Annotated in this window: 19 protein-coding genes; 14 read left to right on the top strand and 5 right to left on the bottom strand. The window is 56.7% G+C overall.

The features are described from left to right. Positions 1 to 98 precede the first annotated feature (98 nt). The 4 genes from hslO to ACR42C_RS21220 form a co-directional block, all read right to left on the bottom strand. Entirely contained in the window at positions 99 to 983 is an 885-nt protein-coding gene (gene hslO / locus ACR42C_RS21235) for an Hsp33 family molecular chaperone HslO (protein ID WP_161495995.1), read from the bottom strand. Positions 984 to 1,001: 18 nt separating this feature from the next. Further along, on the bottom strand, positions 1,002 to 1,403 hold the full coding sequence (gene hslR, locus ACR42C_RS21230) for a ribosome-associated heat shock protein Hsp15 (protein ID WP_028014669.1): 402 nt from the start codon (positions 1,401 to 1,403) through the stop codon (positions 1,002 to 1,004). Further along, positions 1,400 to 2,083, bottom strand: a complete 684-nt coding sequence (gene yrfG, locus ACR42C_RS21225; RefSeq protein ID WP_014885534.1) for a GMP/IMP nucleotidase — start codon at positions 2,081 to 2,083, stop codon at positions 1,400 to 1,402. Before yrfG ends, hslR begins: the two co-directional genes overlap by 4 nt. Positions 2,084 to 2,150: 67 nt before the next feature. Further along, positions 2,151 to 4,286, bottom strand: a complete 2,136-nt coding sequence (locus ACR42C_RS21220) for an intracellular growth attenuator family protein (RefSeq protein ID WP_163330646.1) — start codon at positions 4,284 to 4,286, stop codon at positions 2,151 to 2,153. Between the two features lie 322 nt (positions 4,287 to 4,608). On the opposite strand from ACR42C_RS21220, the gene nudE reads away from it, so the two are divergent. Continuing rightward, positions 4,609 to 5,169: an ADP compounds hydrolase NudE gene (gene nudE / locus ACR42C_RS21215; RefSeq protein ID WP_008503041.1), complete on the top strand. Its 561-nt coding sequence runs from the start codon at positions 4,609 to 4,611 to the stop codon at positions 5,167 to 5,169. A 156-nt stretch (positions 5,170 to 5,325) separates the two neighbouring features. Continuing rightward, a complete protein-coding gene (locus tag ACR42C_RS21210; RefSeq protein ID WP_479984527.1) occupies positions 5,326 to 6,654 on the top strand; it encodes an IS4 family transposase in 1,329 nt (442 codons plus the stop codon). Positions 6,655 to 6,696: 42 nt separating this feature from the next. Here the strand turns inward: ACR42C_RS21210 and mrcA are convergent, their stop codons facing one another. Continuing rightward, on the bottom strand, positions 6,697 to 9,249 hold the full coding sequence (gene mrcA, locus ACR42C_RS21205; protein ID WP_116342705.1) for a peptidoglycan glycosyltransferase/peptidoglycan DD-transpeptidase MrcA: 2,553 nt from the start codon (positions 9,247 to 9,249) through the stop codon (positions 6,697 to 6,699). Between the two features lie 120 nt (positions 9,250 to 9,369). Between mrcA and ACR42C_RS21200 the strand changes: the two genes are divergently transcribed. From ACR42C_RS21200 to trpS, 12 genes are all read left to right on the top strand, one after another. After that, positions 9,370 to 10,146 carry a type IV pilus biogenesis protein PilM gene (locus tag ACR42C_RS21200; RefSeq protein ID WP_163330647.1) on the top strand — a complete coding sequence of 259 codons (777 nt, stop codon included), beginning with the start codon at positions 9,370 to 9,372 and terminating at the stop codon, positions 10,144 to 10,146. After that, entirely contained in the window at positions 10,143 to 10,637 is a 495-nt protein-coding gene (locus tag ACR42C_RS21195) for a PilN domain-containing protein (protein WP_316380248.1), read from the top strand. The genes ACR42C_RS21200 and ACR42C_RS21195 overlap by 4 nt, the downstream gene beginning before the upstream one ends. A 3-nt stretch (positions 10,638 to 10,640) precedes the next feature. Beyond that, positions 10,641 to 11,096: a HofO family protein gene (locus ACR42C_RS21190; RefSeq protein ID WP_479984526.1), complete on the top strand. Its 456-nt coding sequence runs from the start codon at positions 10,641 to 10,643 to the stop codon at positions 11,094 to 11,096. Further along, positions 11,086 to 11,490, top strand: coding sequence for a HofP DNA utilization family protein (locus ACR42C_RS21185; RefSeq protein ID WP_163330650.1), 405 nt, complete (start codon positions 11,086 to 11,088; stop codon positions 11,488 to 11,490). The genes ACR42C_RS21190 and ACR42C_RS21185 overlap by 11 nt, the downstream gene beginning before the upstream one ends. Then, complete coding sequence (hofQ, locus tag ACR42C_RS21180) at positions 11,402 to 12,640, top strand: DNA uptake porin HofQ (protein WP_479984525.1); 1,239 nt, start codon at positions 11,402 to 11,404, stop codon at positions 12,638 to 12,640. The genes ACR42C_RS21185 and hofQ overlap by 89 nt, the downstream gene beginning before the upstream one ends. Positions 12,641 to 12,926: 286 nt before the next feature. After that, positions 12,927 to 13,448, top strand: coding sequence for a shikimate kinase AroK (aroK, locus tag ACR42C_RS21175; RefSeq protein ID WP_003861630.1), 522 nt, complete (start codon positions 12,927 to 12,929; stop codon positions 13,446 to 13,448). Between the two features lie 57 nt (positions 13,449 to 13,505). Beyond that, a complete protein-coding gene (gene aroB / locus ACR42C_RS21170; protein WP_116342694.1) occupies positions 13,506 to 14,594 on the top strand; it encodes a 3-dehydroquinate synthase in 1,089 nt (362 codons plus the stop codon). A 92-nt stretch (positions 14,595 to 14,686) separates the two neighbouring features. Further along, on the top strand, positions 14,687 to 15,988 hold the full coding sequence (gene damX, locus ACR42C_RS21165; RefSeq protein WP_479984524.1) for a cell division protein DamX: 1,302 nt from the start codon (positions 14,687 to 14,689) through the stop codon (positions 15,986 to 15,988). A 67-nt stretch (positions 15,989 to 16,055) separates the two neighbouring features. Continuing rightward, positions 16,056 to 16,868: an adenine-specific DNA-methyltransferase gene (gene dam / locus ACR42C_RS21160; RefSeq protein ID WP_166712515.1), complete on the top strand. Its 813-nt coding sequence runs from the start codon at positions 16,056 to 16,058 to the stop codon at positions 16,866 to 16,868. A 41-nt stretch (positions 16,869 to 16,909) separates the two neighbouring features. After that, positions 16,910 to 17,587, top strand: a complete 678-nt coding sequence (gene rpe / locus ACR42C_RS21155; RefSeq protein ID WP_024907923.1) for a ribulose-phosphate 3-epimerase — start codon at positions 16,910 to 16,912, stop codon at positions 17,585 to 17,587. Next, positions 17,580 to 18,341 carry a phosphoglycolate phosphatase gene (gph, locus tag ACR42C_RS21150; RefSeq protein WP_116342688.1) on the top strand — a complete coding sequence of 254 codons (762 nt, stop codon included), beginning with the start codon at positions 17,580 to 17,582 and terminating at the stop codon, positions 18,339 to 18,341. The genes rpe and gph overlap by 8 nt, the downstream gene beginning before the upstream one ends. Continuing rightward, positions 18,334 to 19,338: a tryptophan--tRNA ligase gene (gene trpS / locus ACR42C_RS21145; RefSeq protein WP_116342686.1), complete on the top strand. Its 1,005-nt coding sequence runs from the start codon at positions 18,334 to 18,336 to the stop codon at positions 19,336 to 19,338. The genes gph and trpS overlap by 8 nt, the downstream gene beginning before the upstream one ends. Positions 19,339 to 19,402 lie beyond the last annotated feature (64 nt).

The raw sequence follows: 19,402 nt of genomic DNA, 5'->3' as shown, positions 1-19,402 counted from the left end.
GCTTTTGGGGCTGCGCCTCACCCCGGCCCTCTCCCCAAAGGGGAGAGGGGGTTCACGTTCCCTCTCCCCTTTGGGGAGAGGGTGAGGGGGAAAGAGGTTTAGTGAACCTGTGGATCCGCCGGGGAGGCGTTGTTGCGGATCTCAGCGATATCCATCGAATTGAACACGTAGTGCGTACCGCAGTAGTCACAGTGCATATCAATTTCGCCGTCTTCAGCCATGATGCTGTCGATCTCTTCATCCGGCAGGGTTTTCAGTGCGCCAGCGCAGCGCTCGCGTGAGCAGGTGCACTTAAACTCCACGGACTGCGGATCGTACACGGTCACTTCTTCTTCGTGATACAGACGCCACAGCACGTCGGTCGCCGACAGGTTGAACAGCTCTTCCGCCTTGATGGTTTCGGTCAGCGTCGCCAGATGCTCAAAGTCATTGGTCTGCGCGTCCTGTGCAGGCAGAACCTGCAGCAGCATGCCGCCCGCAGCAGGCTGGCCGTCCACTTCACCGGTGCGGATGAACAGACGCGTTGGGAGCTGTTCGGAGCGCATGAAGTAGTCTTCCAGGCAGGCTGCCAGGGTATCGCCTTCCAGACCGACCACGCCCTGATAGCGTTCACCTTCCTCCGGGGAGATGGTGATCACCAGGTAGCCATTGCCCACCAGCGTTTTGAGGTCTGCATTTTCAGGCACGTCGCCCTGAACGCGCGCTACGCCGCGCATCTGCTGCTGGTTATTGCCGTTGATCACCGCCAGCGTCATCGGGCCGTCACCCTGCAGCTGCACGGTGATATCGCCGGCAAACTTCAGCGTTGCGGTCAGCAGGCTGGTGGCAACCAGCAGTTCGCCCAACAGGGTCTTCACCGGCAGCGGGTAGTTGTGGTTTTCCAGAATCTGTTTCCAGGTTTCGGATACGGTGACCAGCTCGCCGCGCACGGCGAATTGTTCAAACAGATAGCGGTGTAATTGGTCGTGTTGGGCCATTTTCATCTCTCGTGCGGGTGAGGGTTACTCGCTCTCACCGTGTTTAAATTTCATCAGATCGCGGCGCTCTTTTTTATCCGGTCGCCGGTCCGGGTGGGGCATGGTCAGCGCATTCATTTTGCGCGCCAGCGCGGTCTTCTCGCGCTTTTCAACGCTTTCAGCCGTCTCTTCATAAAGCAGTACGGCTTCCGATGCGGGCCGCCGCTGTTCGGTAATGGCTTTAATCACTACCGTACGTTCGTCGTTGCCCTGGCGCAGCGTTAAGGTGGCGTTCAGCTCAACCAGCTTGCTCGGCTTGCTGCGCTGGCCGTTGTAATGCACTTTACCGCCGTCAACCATCTCGCGGGCAAGGGCGCGCGTTTTATAAAAACGGGCTGCCCACAGCCATTTATCCAGTCTTACCCCGTCTGAGGGCTTTTCTTTCATGGCGTCTCCTTCACGGTTAGTGAGGGGATCATCTGGCGGTAGTCGTTCAGCCCCGGATGGCGCAGATAGCGTTTTTCAGCCAGGCCAGAGTCAGGATTGGTAACGCCCAGACAATAGCGAATGCCAAACGTTGCCGCGGAATCCAGAATGGGCTCGCTGTCGTCAATGAACAGTGTGCGTTCCGGCTGCAGGCCGGTCTCTTCCTTCACCGCATGCCACAACCGCTGATCCTCTTTCGGATAACCAAATGTGTGGGTAGAAAGTAATAAATCAAGGTGCGACGCCAGCCCCGTGTGCTCCAGCTTCACGGCCAGGTTATGTGGATGCGCGTTAGTCAGCAAAATACGGCGCTTGCCGCTGGCTTTCAGCGCGTCCAGGAATGGAACCGTATCTTCGCGCAGCACGGCGCGTGGTCCCTGGGCGGTGGTCATGGCACAAATATCCAAACCGAGGCGCTCGCTCCAGTAATCCAGACAGTACCAGTTTAGCGTATGTTGCACCGCGCTATATTGCGAACGAATGAACGCCTGCGCTTCTGCCGGGGAGATACCCTGCTGTTCACCATAGGTTTCCGGCACCAGCTTTTGCCAGAAATAGTTGTCAAAGGCGAGATCGAGCAGCGTGCCGTCCATATCCAGCAGAACGGTGTCGACCTGCTGCCAGTCGATATCAAGATGCATAGGGGGGAACTCCAGCCAGAAGAAACGTGCGCGACAGGGTAGCACATCTTGTCGCGCAACGACGTTATCAGATCAGGCTCTCAGAGGAGGGGATCAGCTTAGGATTGAGGCAATTCTCGTAATATTGCTGGATCTCAGCCAGACGCGTTCGCGAGCGCTGGTAGCGGCGCAGCGCCATAAAACCGTTCCAGAAAATGGCGATCAGCATGGCGACCATCAGCAGAGAGGTGCCAATGTAACGCCACAATCCTGCGCTGTCCGGCATCCGGTGCAGGCCGATATGGCGGGTGCCGTTGGCGTCGGTGTAGATGCTTGTAACAATCCCTTCGGCACTAAACGGCGTTTGCATCAGCATCTGCGCCAGGCGCTGGAACTGGCTCCACTGCTCCTGCGCCGGGTAGTCGTAAAGCGCAACCTGCGGGTAAGGCTGATCGACCAGGTCGCTGCCTTCATCGCTGGCAATCACAAAGCCGCCCGGCGCCGGGCTGTTGAGCGCCTGAGCCGCCCGGGTGGTTTCGCGCATCATAAACGGCGATGTCGACGTCGCGACCAGGTTATCCAGCGACTCCGCGCTGACCGGACGCAGCAGCACGTTGACGCCATCCAGTCGTCCCGCTTCGGCGCGTTTCACCAGCGAGTCCCAGTCTTTACTGTTCCCGAGGTTAACCAGCGCGTTTTTGAGGCGTACGCACTCATCCTGCGTGGAGCATAAATCCTGGGTTTTCAGAACGATATCGCCAAAATCATCCAGCAGAATCATACCTGATTTCTGAATGGCGGAACGCAGCGCGGGGCTGACGCGTGAGTCATCGTCCGGTTTCGGGTGCAACTGGCGGTTAACCGTCTGGGTCAGCGCCGTGGCTTTATTCACCACTTCAGATTCCGGCAGCGGCAGCGGCGGCGCGTCGTTCCAGATAATTTGCGAACAGTCGAACGGCATGAACGGCGAGTTCTGGCGCGTGTTCCACGCCCCCGGAGTATGGATGTTACACATCCCGGTGCCCTTCAGGCGCAGCGTATCGCCCACCCGCACGCCCGCTTCATCGAGCTGATTGACGCTGGTCGCCTCGATGGTCTGCGCGCCTTTGATCCACGAAAGGGTAAATTTGATGGGCATATCCAGCGGCACGAAAAGCAGCAGCATGATAAACACCAGCCCGGCGCCGCCGGCGATGACCGTGCTGCGGAGCCAGTGCTGAAGCGGGAAATTTTTCACTTCATCATGCAGAGACAGGAAGCGCCCCTGACGCACAACGTGGCGGTCAAGGTAGATATCAATATCGGTTTTCTGCCCTAAATCCTGCGCAATCCACGGCTGCCAGTGGCGCGGATAGATAAGGTCAATAATACCGAGTGAAATATTGTTGAGATGCTCCTGATCGTTCTCACCGAACAGGCCCCAGCGCTTTGGCGTGCCGCGCAGGCAGTGGATCTCCCGCAGCGAGGTTTTGGTCGGCGGGGCAAAGAGTCCCCACAACCCGGCCGCCAGAAGCAACACTGCGCCACCCGCCAGCCACGGGACAAAGACGTCCGGCGTCAGCAGGCAGACAAAAAAGAGCAGGAAAGCGGCAACGATCAGGATGGCTTCACGAATACCGTCCGGACGACTCAGAGCGTACTCTTCATGCGTTTCCTGACGAATATTCAGCAGTTCAATCTGCTCGGTCTCTTCACCACGAATAGAGGCCTGCGTTGAGCTCGTGCGCTCCAGCGCAAAGCGCGGGGCTTCGTGAAGATAGTCATTCAGGGTATGGCCGTTGAGCGAGATCACCAGCGGCAGCGAATCGGTGTGAATCAGCTCAACGCTGTTTTCGTCGTTAATGTACTGCTCCCAGGAAGGGGGCAGATGCACCTCAACGGAATCAAGGTAGTAGCGCCACTTGTTGGGGTCGTCAGTCGTAATGCCGTAGCGCGTGATGGAGCGCGTCACGCAGAGCACGGTGTCACTTTGCGCGTTCAGCTTAAGCGCGACAGGCGCAGCGGTGGCTCCCGTCGGCCCAGGCGTTAACTGAGAACGGTTCAGCGTTTCGAGATAGTTTTCAACTGCATCGCGCTCGTCTTGCGTGAGCTTACGGGTTGTCGCACCCGCGAAGGCATTTAAAAAGGGCAGCCGGTAACGGCGCTGTACGCGTCGCCTGTACAGCCACCCTGCAATCAATGCGCTGACCAGCATAGCAGCGAGAACAATCAAAATGGTGCTCATGCTTTCCCCATCTTACTTATCTTACAGGTGTAGTCAGTAGCACCTTTACATTGAATGAGAATCTGTGGCTGGCTATCGGCAAGTATGGAGTCGAACTTGAGCATTCTGAAGCGCATCCCAGTGACCGGTGATGATAGCAAAGCCTGCCATGGCGCGATATCAGCAAATTCCTGGAAACATTTCAACCTCTTGACATTTGTTTTGAATTGAGGATTGATCCCTGCTACGTTGCATAAATGTAAATAAAGAACGATTGACATTGCCGAAACCGTGCGGCATATCGCACAATAAAGCCAGTTCACACTGCTAAGACCCCATCAAGATGAGCAAACCACTACAAAAACCCACCATTCTGAATGTTGAAACTGTCGCTAAATCGCGCCTGTTTAATGTCGAGAGTGTGGACCTGGAGTTCAGCAACGGTGTGCGTCGTGTTTATGAACGTATGCGACCCTCCTCGCGCGAAGCGGTTATGATTGTGCCTATCGTCGACGATCATCTGATTTTGATCCGCGAATACGCCGTGGGGACGGAATCTTACGAGCTTGGGTTCTCGAAAGGGCTCATCGATCCGGGCGAAACGGTCTTTGAAGCGGCAAACCGCGAGCTGAAAGAAGAGGTGGGTTTTGGTGCGAACGAGCTGTCGTTCCTGAAAAAGCTGAGCATGGCACCGTCTTATTTTTCCAGCAAAATGAATATCGTGGTGGCTGAAGATCTCTATCCTGAATCGCTTGAGGGAGACGAGCCGGAGCCGCTGCCGCAGGTTCGCTGGCCGCTGGCGCACCTGATGGATTTGCTGGAAGACCCTGACTTTAACGAGGCGCGCAACGTGAGCGCGCTGTTCCTGGTCCGGGAGTGGCTGAAGGGGCAGGGGAGACTGTAGTGGCCTGATGCCCTCACCCTAACCCTCTCCCACGGGAGAGGGAGCAAACACAAAAACGGCAACCCGAGGTTGTAATGCCGATCAGTTAAGGATCGGTTGACCGATCCAGTGGCTGTGTAAGAATCCGGAAATGTTTACCCGTTTCCGGATTTTTTTATGCACATTGGACAGGCTCTTGATCTGGTATCCCGTTACGATTCTTTGCGTAACCCTCTGACTTCTCTGGGCGACTGTCTTGACCCGGAACTGATTTCCCGCTGCCTTGAAGAATCCGGCACCGTCACGTTACGCAAACGGCGCCTTCCTCTGGAAATGATGGTCTGGTGCATTGTCGGTATGGCCCTTGAGCGCAAGGAGCCGCTTCATCAGATAGTTAACCGGCTGGATATCATGTTACCCGGCAATCGTCCGTTCGTTGCCCCCAGCGCCGTGATCCAGGCCCGTCAGCGGCTGGGAAGCGAAGCCGTCCGCCGCGTGTTCACGCAAACAGCGCAGCTCTGGCATAACGCCACGCCGCATCCGCACTGGTGCGGCCTGACCCTGCTGGCCATCGATGGTGTGTTCTGGCGAACACCGGACACGCCGGAAAACGACAGCGCCTTTCCCCGCCAGACGCATGGCGGAAACCCGGCACTCTATCCGCAGGTAAAAATGGTCTGCCAGATGGAGCTGACCAGCCATCTGCTGACGGCAGCGGCCTTCGGCACGATGAAAAACAGTGAAAATGAGCTCGCGGAGCAACTGATAGAGCAGACCGGCGATAACACCCTGACGTTAATGGATAAAGGCTACTACTCGCTGGGGTTGCTGAATGCGTGGAGCCAGGCGGGAGAACACCGTCACTGGATGCTCCCTCTCAGAAAGGGAGCACAGTATGAAGAGGTCAGAAAGCTGGGTAAAGGCGACTATCTGGTGAAGCTGAAAACCAGCCCACAGGCACGAAAAAAATGGCCGGGTCTGGGAGATGAGATGACAGCCCGCCTGCTGACCGTGACGCGCAAAGGGAAAGTCAGCCATCTGCTGACGTCGATGACGGACGCCATGCGCTATCCCGGAGGAGAAATGGCAGACCTGTACAGCCATCGCTGGGAAATAGAGCTGGGGTACAGGGAGATAAAACAAACGATGCAACTGAGCAGGCTGACGCTGAGAAGTAAAAAGCCGGAGCTTGTGGAGCAGGAGTTATGGGGCGTGTTACTGGCGTATAATCTGGTGCGATATCAGATGATTAAAATGGCGGGCCATCTGAAAGGATACTGGCCGAATCAGCTGAGCTTCTCAGAATCATGCGGCATGGTCATGAGAATGCTGATGACGCTGCAGGGCGCTTCACCAGGGCGTATCCCGGAGCTGATGCGTGATCTTGAAAGCATGGCGCAACTGGTAAAGTTGCCGACAAGAAGGGAAAGGGCCTTCACGAGGGTGGTAAAGGAAAGGCCCTGGAGATACCCCACAGCCCCGAAAAAAAGCCAGTCAGTTGCTTAACTGACTGGCATTACAACCCGAGGTTGCCGTTTTGCTTTGTTGTCAGAACAGCTCGTGCGTCTCGCCGTTATCAATAATCTCCGTTCCCACCTCGTGCACCGCCTGCGTGGTTGGCTGCGTGCCCTCAATGAAATATTCGGCGCGGCTATTACCACCGTTTGCGAGCTGACCGGTGCTGCGGTCAATATTGACCGTCACCACGCCCGGCGGCGGCGTCAGCGGCTGCTCCGGCACGCCTTCAAGAACGGATTTCATGTAGGCATCCCAGGCCGGCTGCGCGCTTTTGGCGCCGCCTTCGTAGCCGGAAATCTGATCTTTAATCGCGCCGGATGCCGTGGTACGGCCTAAATCACGGCGATGATCGTCGAAACCGATCCAGACCGACGTCACCACGCCCGGCCCGTAGCCGGAGAACCACGCATCTTTCGAGCTGTTGGTTGTCCCGGTTTTACCGCCGATATCGTGGCGCTGCAGATCGCGCCCTGCACGCCAGCCGGTACCCTGCCAGCCCGGTTCACCGAAGATGTTGGTGTTCAGCGCGCTCTTGATCAGGAACGCCAGCGGCGTGTTGATAACGTGCGGGGCGTACTCCTGCGCGCCGGTTTGCGCCACCAGCGACTGGTTAGCCTGCTCCAGCTGCGGCTGCGGTAAGACGATATTCGGCTGCTCCTGAGACACGGCAGGGTCTTCCATGTCCTTGTTTTCGAGCACCTCGGATTTCGGCGTATTGCCGTAAATGACCGGAATATCACACTCAGGGCAGGCGATTTTCGGCTTCGCTTCAAACAGCACGCCGCCCTGGTCGTTCTCGATTTTACTGATGAAGTACGGGTCAACCAGGAAGCCGCCGTTAGCCATCACCGAGTATCCGCGCGCGACCTGAAGCGGCGTAAAGGAGGCTGAACCTAATGCCAGCGACTCGGTGCGAACGATATTCTGCGCCGGGAAGCCGAAGCGCTGCAGGTACTCTGCCGCATAGTCGACGCCCATCGCGCGCATGGCACGCACCATCACCACGTTTTTCGACTGCCCAAGACCCTGACGAAGACGAATTGGACCGGCGTACTCCGCTGGGGAGTTCTTCGGCTGCCAGTCGGAACCGGCACCGGCATCCCAGCGGGAGATTGGCACGTCGTTAAGAATGCTGGCAAGGGTCAGTCCCTTATCCATCGCAGCCGTGTAGAGGAACGGTTTGATGTTGGAACCGACCTGACGCAGGGCCTGCGTGGCGCGGTTAAATTTGCTCTGGTTGAAATCGAACCCGCCGACCAGCGCCATTACCGCCCCGTTCTGTGGGTTGATAGAGACCAGGGCCGAGTTGACATCCGGTACCTGCGCCAGCCACCAGGCATCGCCAACCTTGCGTACCCAGATCTGCTGCCCGGTCTGTACCACGTCGGTCACTTTGCGCGGCGTTGGCCCCTGCAGGGTGTCTGAACGGTATGGACGCGCCCAGCGAATACCGTCCATACGCAAGGAAACGGACGTGCCGTCCGCCAGCGTCGCAACGGCTTCCTGAGGATCGGCCTGAGTGACCACGGCTGGAAGGAGCGGACCGTATGTTGGCAGCGCTTTCAGCGTGCTGGTGATTTTTTTGCTGTCCCAGGCGCTCTCACCCACTTTCCAGAGCACGTTCGACGGGCCACGATAGCCATGACGCATATCGTAGTCCATCACGTTATTGCGCACCGCGTCCTGAGCCGCCTGCTGCACTTTACGGGTGACGGTGGTGTACACGCGATAGCCGTCTTCATAGGCCTTGTCGCCATAACGACTCACCATCTCCTGGCGCACCATTTCGGTCAGATAAGGGGCAGAGAAAGCGATCTCAGGGGCGTGGTAATTGGCGTCAATAACGTCGTTACGCGCCTGGTCGTACTCGCTCTGGCTGATATAGCCTTCGCTCAGCATACGTGAAAGGACGACGTTACGACGTGAGGTGGCGCGATCGAGCGAGTAGAGCGGGTTGAACGTAGAGGGCGCTTTTGGCAGACCGGCAATGGTTGCCATTTCGCTTAAGGTGAGCTGCTCAACAGGCTTACCGAAGTACACCTGTGCGGCAGCCCCCACGCCATAGGCACGGTAGCCCAGGTAGATTTTATTGAGGTACAGCTCAAGGATCTCGTCCTTGCTCAGCAGCTGCTCAATACGGATCGCCAGGAACACCTCTTTGATCTTACGTGTCAGCGTCTTTTCGGGGCTGAGGAAGAAGTTACGCGCCAGCTGCTGCGTAATGGTACTCGCCCCCTGGGAGGCATGACCGGAGAACAATGCAATGCTTGCGGCACGGAAAATCCCCACCGGATCGACACCGTGGTGCTCGTAGAAACGGCTGTCCTCTGTGGCGATAAAAGCTTTCACCATCACGGGGGGTATTTGGTTTAAGGTCAGCGGGATACGACGCTTCTCGCCATACTGCGCCATCAGTTCGCCATCGGCGCTATAGACCTGCATCGGGATCTGGAGGCGCACATCGCGGAGCGTGGCGACATCAGGTAGCTGTGGCTCAATATATTTGTACAAACCGTAAATCGAGCCTGCTCCCAGCAGAATGCAACAGACTGCAAGGATGAATAAATACTTTACGAACTTCACCGGAGATTTCCCATTTGGTTTCACTTGGGCAGTTTCTAAACAATCGCGCGGTAGTATAAAGGCAAGCCTGATTCATTGATATAGCCGTCAAGGCGACGGGCGATAAGGAGATCGTGAAGCATGGCTTTCAAAACATGGCAAACGGGCGTGCATATTCAACAGGATAGGGTGCTGATTGCGGCGCTGGCCCGGGAGAGAGGCGGCTGGTGCTTACGCCGCTGGTGGGCCATTCCTCTGGCCGAAGGCATCATTCGTGACGGCAAAATTTGTCAGCCAGAAGCGCTGGCCGATGCCTTACGCGGCTGGCGGAAAGCGCTACCGCACTACCACCGGGTGTTTCTCTCCTTCCCTGCTGCACGGACTCTGCAAAAATCGTTGCCCCGTCCAGCACTTGCATTGCGCGACAGCGAGCAGCTCTCGTGGCTGGGGGCGGCGCTCTCGCGCGAACTGGAGATGTCTGCAGAGTCCCTCTGTTTCGACTACACCCAGGACACCTTCAGCAATACGTTCCACGTGACTGCTGCACAAAACAAAGAGGTTGAAACGCTTCTGACTCTGGCGAAAACGCTACGTTTGCGGCTGGCTACCATCACTCCGGATGCCAGCGCGCTGGCGAACCTGCTGCCTGCGGTAGCGCCGACGCAGTGCGTCGCCTGGCGGGATGCGCATCAATGGCTGTGGGCCATGCGCCATCAGTGGGGGCGTCGTTATACCGCTGAAGCAGAAAACGTCACTGAGCTGGCGGCGCTGCTGGCTCTCAGCCAGAACGACATCGCGCTCTTTGATGCCGAACGAACCCCATGGGAAACGCTGCAGCGCTGGCATGCGCCTCTTCCCGAATGCGGGGCTGACTATACCGTCGCGCTGGCGCTGGCCATGAGCGAGGTGCCTGAATGAACATGACCAACTTCCTGCCCTGGCGTCAGCAGCGGCGCGCGCGATGCCTGCGTTTCTGGGGCGGCGTGTTTGCCGGCGCATTGCTGCTCATGCTGCTGGCCGTTTTTAGCGTAAGGATGAACCATCTGGTAACGCTGCGCGCGCTACAGGCTCAACTGGCGGGTACGCAGTCCGTGCAGCGTGGCCTTGTGTCTCGCCAGCGACCCACAGCAGAGGCGCAGAAACCTGCTGGCACGCCGCCGCGCCGCGCATGGCAACGGGTGCTGGAGACACTTTCTGGCGCTATGCCTGCGCAGGTCTGGCTGACAGAGCTGCGTTATCAGCCTCCAGCTCTGATGTTGATCGGATATGCCACGACCCTGCCGGCGCTCTCTGCCTTACGTAATGGGCTGGGGCACATAGACGGCTTTACGACCGGGCCAGAGGGGGAACTCCGGCAGGATAGCCAGGGGCGCTGGATGTTCACTCTGCACCTGAAAAGCGAGGGGTAACGCGTGGACACCTTGTTAGAACGCTGGTGTGAAAGTCGTCCCTGGTGTCGGCTGGTCTGCGGGGGGCTGACTATTCTCCTGATGGGGCTGGCAGCATCGGGCCTATTACTCCGGCCAGTAGAGCAGCAGTGTGCGGAGCGACAGCAGCAGTTGATCCAGGCCGCGCGGACTAACGCGTCGCTGTGGCCCACCGCCAGTCAGGCGCCGTTTAGCCCGCAAACCCGGACGGCACTGGAGCTAAAGCCCTTTTCACCGCTCGATTTTCAGGGGGAGGGCACAAGGCTCCTTCACTGGAAGCCGTTGCAGAACGGCGGTGAACTGGCGCTGGAGGCGGAGTGGCAGGCGATCCCTTCTCTTTTTTCCCGGCTGGCGCAGCGGGATGTATGGGTCGCTGCTTTTACGCTTTCGCCACAAAGTACGGCGTTACGCCTGCAGCTGGAGCTGGAACATGCGAAATAGCGCGAGATATCTGCTGGTTTGCTCGGCGCTGCTGTTGACCGGCATGCGCGATCCCTTTCGCCCGCCGGATGACCCCTGCGCCACAGCCGAGCTGGCACAGTGGCACTACCGCGGAATGGTAGGAGGGCAGCAGCGCGTTGGCATTTTACAGGATGGGCAACGGCGCTGGCATCGCCTGAAAGCGCAGGAACGTTTCCCGGCGGGCTGGCGGATAACGGCCATCAATGAAACGGAACTGGTTGTTGATGTGGGTGACACATGCGATCCCGAAGAATGGGCGTGGCAACGAGAAGGAAAGGATAAAAATGAAGTTAAGGATAGTGCTGTTGCTGCTGGCGTTCAGCCGCCCGCTGTGGGCCGCCGCGCCAAAGCCGGTCACGCTGGTGGTGGATGACGTGCCGGTGGTTCAGGTGCTACAGGCGCTGGTTACGCAGGAGAACCGTAATCTGGTGGTATCGCCGGATGTCAGCGGCATGCTCTCGCTTAACCTGACGCGCGTCCCCTGGCGGCAGGCGTTACAGACGGTTGTCACCAGCGCCGGGTTCGTTTTGCGTGAGGAGGGCGGTATTTTTTATGTTCATACCGCGGCATGGCAGCGCGAGCAGCGGGAACGTTTAGAGCAGGAGCGGGCGCGTCGTCAACTTGATGCACCGCTGGTCTCAAAAAGCATCCCATTTTCTTATGCGGATGCCGGAGAATTGCAAAAAGCTGCGGAAACGCTCCTGAGTCCAAAGGGGAGTTTATCTGTCGACAAACGCACTAACCGTCTGCTGGTCAGGGATATCCAGGCGGTGCTGGAGGCGCTGCAGCAGTGGGCGGCTCAGATGGATATTCCCGTCGAGCAGGTTGAGCTGGCGGCGCACATTGTCACCATTAATGAAAAAAGCCTGCGTGAGTTGGGGGTGAAGTGGAATCTTGCCGAGGCCACTGAGGCGGGCAAGGTTGGACAGATCACGACGCTTGGCAGCGATCTTTCTGTGGCCAGTGCTACCACGCATGTGGGGTTTAACATCGGGCGGATTAACGGCAGGCTGTTGGATCTGGAGCTCTCTGCGCTGGAGCAAAAACAGCAGGTCGATATCATCGCCAGCCCGCGGCTGCTGGCCTCGCACATGCAACCGGCCAGCATCAAGCAGGGAAGCGAGATCCCGTATCAGGTTTCAAGCGGTGAAAGCGGGGCGACCTCGGTGGAGTTCAAAGAGGCGGTACTCGGAATGGAGGTCACGCCGGTAGTATTGCCCGGCGGGCGCGTGCGCCTGAAGTTACACATCAGTGAAAACATGCCGGGACAGGTGTTGCAGCAGGCCGATGGCGAAACGCTGGCTATCGACAAGCAGGAGATAGAAACCCAGGTGGAGGTAAAAAGTGGAGAAACGCTGGCGCTGGGCGGAATTTTTTCGCAAAAGAACAAAACCGGCAGCGACAGCGTGCCCGGGCTTGGGAACATCCCCTGGCTGGGACAGCTTTTTCGCCATGATGGAAAAGATAATGAGCGGCGTGAGTTAGTGGTGTTTATTACGCCACGTCTGGTCGGTATTCACTAGCGGGTAACGATCCCCGCAATGATTTTGCATTCAGTTTGTTGCAGATGTTTGACGTGGGGCATGAATTAGCATACAAGGAGTACCGATTTGAGTTGGACTTACGTCTTATTACCTTATGCGCCCGGCGCGGTGATTTAATCAGTTGCCAAACAAGCCGGAGTATTGAGATAATTTTTAGTCTGACTCTCGCTCTATTGCATATGAGGTTTCAGTTCATGTCCTGCTACGCCGGGTGTCTGCGAAGCGGGGATTACCATTAACGAATAGTCTTAGTAGTACCGATAAAATGGCAGAGAAACGCAATATCTTTCTGGTTGGGCCTATGGGTGCCGGCAAAAGCACTATTGGGCGTCAGTTAGCTCAACAACTCAATATGGAATTTTACGATTCTGATCAAGAGATTGAGAAACGAACCGGAGCTGATGTGGGCTGGGTTTTCGATGTAGAAGGCGAAGAAGGTTTCCGTGACCGAGAAGAAAAAGTCATCAACGAACTCACGGAAAAACAGGGCATCGTACTGGCAACAGGCGGCGGCTCTGTGAAATCTCGCGAAACCCGCAACCGTCTCTCCGCCCGTGGCGTAGTGGTCTATCTCGAGACGACCATTGAGAAACAGCTGGCACGTACGCAGCGCGATAAAAAGCGCCCGCTGCTGCAGGTTGAAACGCCACCACGCGAAGTTCTGGAAGCGTTGGCCGATGAACGCAATCCGCTGTATGAAGAGATTGCCGATGTGACCATTCGTACTGACGATCAGAGCGCTAAAGTGGTTGCAAACCAGATTATTCATATGCTGGAAAGCAACTGATTCTGGCTTTATATACACTCGCCTGCGGGTAAAAGCATTAAAGGTGGATGTCGCGTCATGGAGAGGATTACAGTTACTCTCGGGGAACGTAGTTACCCTATCACCATCGCGGCTGGTTTGTTTAACGACCCAGCTTCCTTTTTACCACTAAAAGCGGGTGATCAGGCGATGCTGGTCACCAATGAGACGCTGGCTCCGCTTTATCTCGACCGCGTACGCCACCTGCTTGAGCAGGCAGGCGTAAAAGTCGACAGTGTGATTCTGCCCGATGGCGAGCAGTATAAAAGCCTGACGGTGCTCGATACCGTCTTTACCGCATTGCTGCAAAAACCGCACGGTCGCGATACAACACTGCTTGCCCTGGGCGGCGGTGTTGTGGGCGATCTGACCGGCTTTGCGGCCGCAAGCTACCAACGTGGCGTCCGTTTTATTCAAATCCCGACCACGTTGCTGTCTCAGGTCGACTCCTCTGTGGGTGGCAAAACGGCAGTTAACCATCCCCTCGGCAAAAACATGATTGGCGCGTTCTACCAGCCTGCGTCGGTGGTGGTGGATCTCGACTGTCTGAAAACCCTGCCGAAGCGCGAGCTGGCTTCTGGCCTGGCTGAAGTAATCAAATACGGCATTATTCTGGATGGCGAGTTCTTTAACTGGCTTGAAGAGAATATGGATGCGTTGCTGCGCCTGGATGAGGCGAAACTGGCATACTGCATTCGTCGTTGTTGTGAGCTGAAAGCGGAAGTTGTCGCCGCAGACGAGCGTGAAACGGGCTTACGTGCTTTACTGAATCTTGGGCATACGTTTGGCCACGCCATTGAAGCCGAAATGGGTTACGGCAACTGGCTGCACGGTGAAGCCGTCTCGGCCGGCATGGTCATGGCAGCCCGCACCTCTGAACGCCTTGGGCAGTTTAAACCGGAAGAAACGGCACGTATCATTGCACTGCTTGAACGTGCGGGTTTGCCGGTAACCGGGCCGCAAGAGATGTCGGCGCAAGCGTATTTACCCCACATGATGCGCGATAAAAAAGTATTGGCAGGTGAGATGCGTCTTGTACTCCCGCTTGCAATAGGGAAGAGTGAAGTGCGCGGCGGAGTGTCGCACGATGTCGTTCTTGGCGCTATTGCTGATTGCCAGCAGGCGTAACAACTAGAAAGGTCAGGCCACTGTTACCGGTGGTCGTTTAGCTTCAGGCGAAATGCAAAGACGTAGGCATAAGCCTTTGAGTGGGGTGTTAAATGGATGAATTCAAACCAGAAGACGAGCTGAAACCCGATCCCAGCGATCGTCGTACTGGTCGTTCTCGTCAATCTTCAGAACGTGATAACGAGCCGCAGATCAACTTTGACGATGTTGATCTGGATGCAGACGATCGTCGCCCTTCGCGCAGCCGTAACGCGCGTGATGAGCGAGAAGAAGAGGATTATGAGTCCGAAGAAGATTCAATGGACGAACAGCCTGTAGAGCGTCGCCCGCGTAAACGTAAAAAAGCCGCTGCGCAAAAACCGGCCTCCCGTCAGTACATCATGATGGGGCTTGGCGTTCTGGTGCTTGTACTGCTGATTGTTGGCATTGGCTCCGCGCTGAAAGCACCGTCCACCAACTCAACCGAACAAACCGCCTCCGCAGAGAAGAGCATCAACCTCTCCGGTAATGATGCGACGGATCAGGCGAATGGTGCACAGCCAGCGCCGGGTACCACTTCTGCTGAGCAGACTGCCAGCAACACAACGACGCCGCAGGATGTTTCTCTGCCGCCCGTTTCGTCAACGCCTGCTCAGGGCCAGGCCCCTGTCACGCCTCAAGGCCAGCAGCGTGTTGAAGTTCAGGGAGACCTGAACAATGCGCTGATGCAGCCGCAAAACCAGCAGCAGGTTGATAACGTCGTGGTTAACTCTACGCTGCCAACTGAACCTGCAACCGTCGCGCCGATTCACGGTTCTACCGCTCAGCCGCAGACTGCAGCAACGGAAACCAAGCCGCGCCAGACGCAAACTGCAACACGTCCTGAACGTAAGCAGGCGGTCATTGAGCCTAAGCGTGAAACCAAACCTCAGGCCGTGGTAAAAGCGCCTGAAGTGAAAGCCGCACCGGCACAGCCGAAACGCACAGAAACGGCTGCAGTAAGCGAACCAGCTAAAGCGCCAGTCACGCAGACTGCGCCGAAAGCGACGGCAACTACAACGGCACCTGCTGCCACCGCTGCGCCTGCCGCAACGGCGACGGCTTCCAGTGCAGCAGCAGGTAAAACCGCTGGCAACGTCGGTTCGCTGAAATCTGCGCCATCCAGCAACTACACGCTGCAGTTGAGCAGTTCGTCTAACTATGACAACCTCAACGGCTGGGCGAAGAAATCGAATCTGAAAAACTACGTGGTTTATCAGACGACCCGTAACGGTCAGCCGTGGTATGTGCTGGTAAGCGGTGTTTACGCTTCCAAAGATGAAGCGAAACGCGCCGTGGCGTCGCTGCCTGCTGATGTTCAGGCTAAGAACCCATGGGCGAAGCCGATTCATCAGGTGCAGGCCGATCTGAAGTAATGTTTAAAGCGCAGGATGCTGTCGGAGCTTTCTCCACAGCCGGAGAAGGTGTAATCAGTTAGTCAGCATGAAAAAAAATCGCGCTTTTCTGAAATGGGCAGGGGGGAAATACCCCCTGCTCGATGATATTAAAAAGCACCTGCCAAAAGGCGAGTGTCTTATCGAGCCCTTCGTGGGCGCGGGATCGGTGTTCCTGAACACCGATTTTTCTCGTTATATCCTGGCGGATATCAACAGCGACCTTATCAGCCTCTATAACATTGTTAAGCTGCGTACCGATGAGTATGTGGAAGAGGCGCGCAAGCTGTTTACCCCAGAGAACAACAACCCTGACGTCTACTACCAGTTCCGCACGGAGTTTAATCAGAGCCAGGATCCGTTCCGCCGCGCGCTGCTGTTCCTTTATCTCAACCGCCATGGTTACAACGGCCTGTGCCGGTATAATCTGCGCGGTGAATTTAACGTGCCGTTTGGTCGCTATAAGCGCCCGTATTTCCCGCAGGACGAGCTGTATCACTTTGCGGAAAAAGCGCAGAATGCAGAATTCCACTGCCTCTCCTATGAAGAGTGTATGGAGCTGGCAGGCGTAAATTCGGTGGTTTACTGCGATCCTCCTTACGCGCCGCTGTCTGCGACGGCGAACTTCACCGCCTACCACACCAACAGTTTCAGCCCGGCCGAACAGGCCCGTCTGGCGGAGATGGCGGAAAAGCTGGTCAGCAAAAGAATTCCGGTGTTAATTTCAAATCACGATACCCCTGATACGCGCGAATGGTACAAAGCCGCGAAGCATTTTCAGGTTAAGGTGCGGCGTAGCATTAGCAGCAACGGCGGCACACGTAAAAAGGTGGACGAACTCCTGGCTCTTTATCGCCCCTGAGCCGTTTTGCCCGCCGGTAAATACATTTCAAGGAGATGCGGATGAAACAGTTTTTGATTGCCCCCTCAATTCTGTCGGCCGATTTTGCCCGCCTGGGTGAAGATACGGCTAAAGCTCTCGCAGCTGGCGCAGATGTCGTCCATTTCGACGTTATGGATAACCACTACGTTCCCAATCTGACCATCGGTCCGATGGTGCTCAAGGCGCTGCGTAACTACGGCATTACCGCACCGATCGACGTTCACCTGATGGTGAAGCCTGTCGATCGCATCGTGCCAGATTTCGCCGCAGCGGGCGCCAGCATCATCACCTTCCATCCGGAAGCCTCCGAGCACGTTGACCGCACGCTGCAGCTGATCAAAGAGAACGGCTGTAAGGCGGGGCTGGTGTTTAACCCGGCTACGCCGCTGAGCTATCTGGACTACGTTATGGACAAGCTGGACGTGATTTTGCTGATGTCCGTTAACCCGGGCTTTGGCGGCCAGTCGTTCATCCCCCACACGCTGGATAAGCTGCGCGAAGTGCGCCGTCGCATTGACGAGTCAGGCTACGATATTCGTCTGGAAGTGGACGGCGGTGTGAAAGTGAATAACATTGGCGAAATTGCGGCAGCGGGCGCGGATATGTTCGTTGCAGGTTCGGCAATTTTCGACCAACCGGATTATAAAAAAGTCATTGATGAAATGCGCCGAGAGCTGGCGAAGGTAAGTCATGGATAAATTGCAGGCAATTCGGGGTGTGGCATTCGACCTCGACGGCACGCTGGTCGACAGCGCGCCGGGCTTAACGAGCGCCGTAGACCAGGCGTTGTACGCTCTTGAACTGCCCGTTGCGGGCGAAGATCGTGTTATTACGTGGATTGGCAACGGTGCCGATGTCCTGATGGAGCGCGCGTTAACATGGGCTCGTCAGGAACGCGCGTCGCAGCGTTCCGCGCAGGGTAAACCGAGCGTCGATCACGCCGATATCCCGCAGGATGAGCAGCTGCGTATTCTTCGCAAGCTGTTTGACCGCTTCTACGAAGAGACCGTCGAGGAGGGGAGCTTCCTGTTCCCGGACGTCCTGGAAACCTTGAGCGCGCTGCATGCCAAAGGGATCCCGCTGGGGCTGGTGACCAACAAGCCGACGCCGTTTGTTGCGCCGCTGCTGGAGGCGCTGGATATTGCGAAATACTTCTCCGTGATTGTAGGCGGGGATGACGTGCAGAACAAAAAGCCGCATCCGGAACCACTGTTGCTGGTGGCAGGAAAATTATCCTTAACGCCTGCGGAGCTGCTCTTTGTCGGGGATTCACGTAATGATATTCTGGCTGCCCGAGCGGCTGGGTGTCCTTCCGTCGGATTAACCTATGGCTACAACTACGGTGAAGCCATCACGCTGAGTGAGCCGGACGTTGTGTTCGACCACTTCAAAGATTTGTTGCCCGCACTCGGGCTTTCGCACAGTGAACATCAGGAATTGAATAATGACTAAGCCCATCGTTTTTAGTGGCGCACAGCCTTCAGGTGAATTGACCATTGGTAACTACATGGGTGCGTTACGTCAGTGGGTCAGCATGCAGGATGACTACCATTGCATTTACTGCATCGTCGATCTCCATGCGATTACCGCCCGTCAGGATCCTGAGAAGCTGCGCAAAGCCACCCTGGACACCCTGGCGCTGTACCTGGCCTGCGGTATCGACCCAGAGAAGAGCACCATTTTCGTTCAGTCTCACGTGCCGGAGCACGCACAGCTGGGCTGGGCGCTTAACTGCTACACCTATTTCGGCGAGCTGAGCCGTATGACTCAGTTCAAGGATAAATCCGCGCGCTACTCTGAAAACATTAACGCCGGCCTGTTCGACTATCCGGTGCTGATGGCGGCTGACATCCTGCTGTATCAGACCAACCAGGTGCCGGTGGGTGAAGACCAGAAGCAGCACCTGGAGCTGAGCCGCGATATCGCCCAGCGCTTTAACGCGCTTTATGGCGACGTGTTTAAAGTGCCAGAGCCGTTTATTCCGAAATCCGGCGCGCGCGTCATGTCGCTGCTGGAGCCGACCAAGAAGATGTCCAAGTCTGACGATAACCGCAACAACGTTATCGGCCTGCTGGAAGATCCGAAATCGGTCGTCAAAAAGCTCAAGCGCGCGGTCACCGATTCCGACGAGCCGCCAGTAGTGCGCTACGACGTGCAGAACAAAGCGGGCGTCTCCAACCTGCTGGATATCCTCTCCGGCGTGACCGGGCAGAGCATTCCTGAGCTGGAACAGCACTTCGAAGGCAAGATGTATGGCCACCTGAAAGGTGAAGTGGCAGAAGCCGTTTCCGGCATGCTGACCGAGCTGCAGGAGCGTTATCACCGCTACCGCAACGACGAAGCTTTCCTGCAGAAGGTGATGAAAGACGGCGCGGAAAAAGCCAGCGCGCGCGCGTCCGAAACCCTGAAAGCGGTGTATCAAGCGATTGGGTTTGTGGGCAAACCTTAAGCCTGCTTTGCCGGGTGGCGCTAACGCTTACCCGGCCTACGGGATCGTGTAGGTCGGGTAAGGC

It is taken from the genome of Enterobacter sp. MG-EB028, from assembly GCF_056673305.1.
Note: the sequence above shows the minus strand (reverse complement) of the source record. Positions and strands in the feature narration are given on the sequence as shown.

Bases quoted from the DNA above. Each gene is read 5' to 3' on its own strand.
- hslO (WP_161495995.1), bottom strand. From the start codon at position 983: ATGAAAATGGCCCAACACGACCAATTACACCGCTATCTGTTTGAACAA.
- hslR (WP_028014669.1), bottom strand. From the start codon at position 1,403: ATGAAAGAAAAGCCCTCAGACGGGGTAAGACTGGATAAATGGCTGTGG.
- yrfG (WP_014885534.1), bottom strand. From the start codon at position 2,083: ATGCATCTTGATATCGACTGGCAGCAGGTCGACACCGTTCTGCTGGAT.
- ACR42C_RS21220 (WP_163330646.1), bottom strand. From the start codon at position 4,286: ATGAGCACCATTTTGATTGTTCTCGCTGCTATGCTGGTCAGCGCATTG.
- nudE (WP_008503041.1), top strand. From the start codon at position 4,609: ATGAGCAAACCACTACAAAAACCCACCATTCTGAATGTTGAAACTGTC.
- ACR42C_RS21210 (WP_479984527.1), top strand. From the start codon at position 5,326: ATGCACATTGGACAGGCTCTTGATCTGGTATCCCGTTACGATTCTTTG.
- ACR42C_RS21200 (WP_163330647.1), top strand. From the start codon at position 9,370: ATGGCTTTCAAAACATGGCAAACGGGCGTGCATATTCAACAGGATAGG.
- ACR42C_RS21195 (WP_316380248.1), top strand. From the start codon at position 10,143: ATGAACATGACCAACTTCCTGCCCTGGCGTCAGCAGCGGCGCGCGCGA.
- ACR42C_RS21185 (WP_163330650.1), top strand. From the start codon at position 11,086: ATGCGAAATAGCGCGAGATATCTGCTGGTTTGCTCGGCGCTGCTGTTG.
- hofQ (WP_479984525.1), top strand. From the start codon at position 11,402: ATGAAGTTAAGGATAGTGCTGTTGCTGCTGGCGTTCAGCCGCCCGCTG.
- aroK (WP_003861630.1), top strand. From the start codon at position 12,927: ATGGCAGAGAAACGCAATATCTTTCTGGTTGGGCCTATGGGTGCCGGC.
- aroB (WP_116342694.1), top strand. From the start codon at position 13,506: ATGGAGAGGATTACAGTTACTCTCGGGGAACGTAGTTACCCTATCACC.
- damX (WP_479984524.1), top strand. From the start codon at position 14,687: ATGGATGAATTCAAACCAGAAGACGAGCTGAAACCCGATCCCAGCGAT.
- dam (WP_166712515.1), top strand. From the start codon at position 16,056: ATGAAAAAAAATCGCGCTTTTCTGAAATGGGCAGGGGGGAAATACCCC.
- rpe (WP_024907923.1), top strand. From the start codon at position 16,910: ATGAAACAGTTTTTGATTGCCCCCTCAATTCTGTCGGCCGATTTTGCC.
- gph (WP_116342688.1), top strand. From the start codon at position 17,580: ATGGATAAATTGCAGGCAATTCGGGGTGTGGCATTCGACCTCGACGGC.
- trpS (WP_116342686.1), top strand. From the start codon at position 18,334: ATGACTAAGCCCATCGTTTTTAGTGGCGCACAGCCTTCAGGTGAATTG.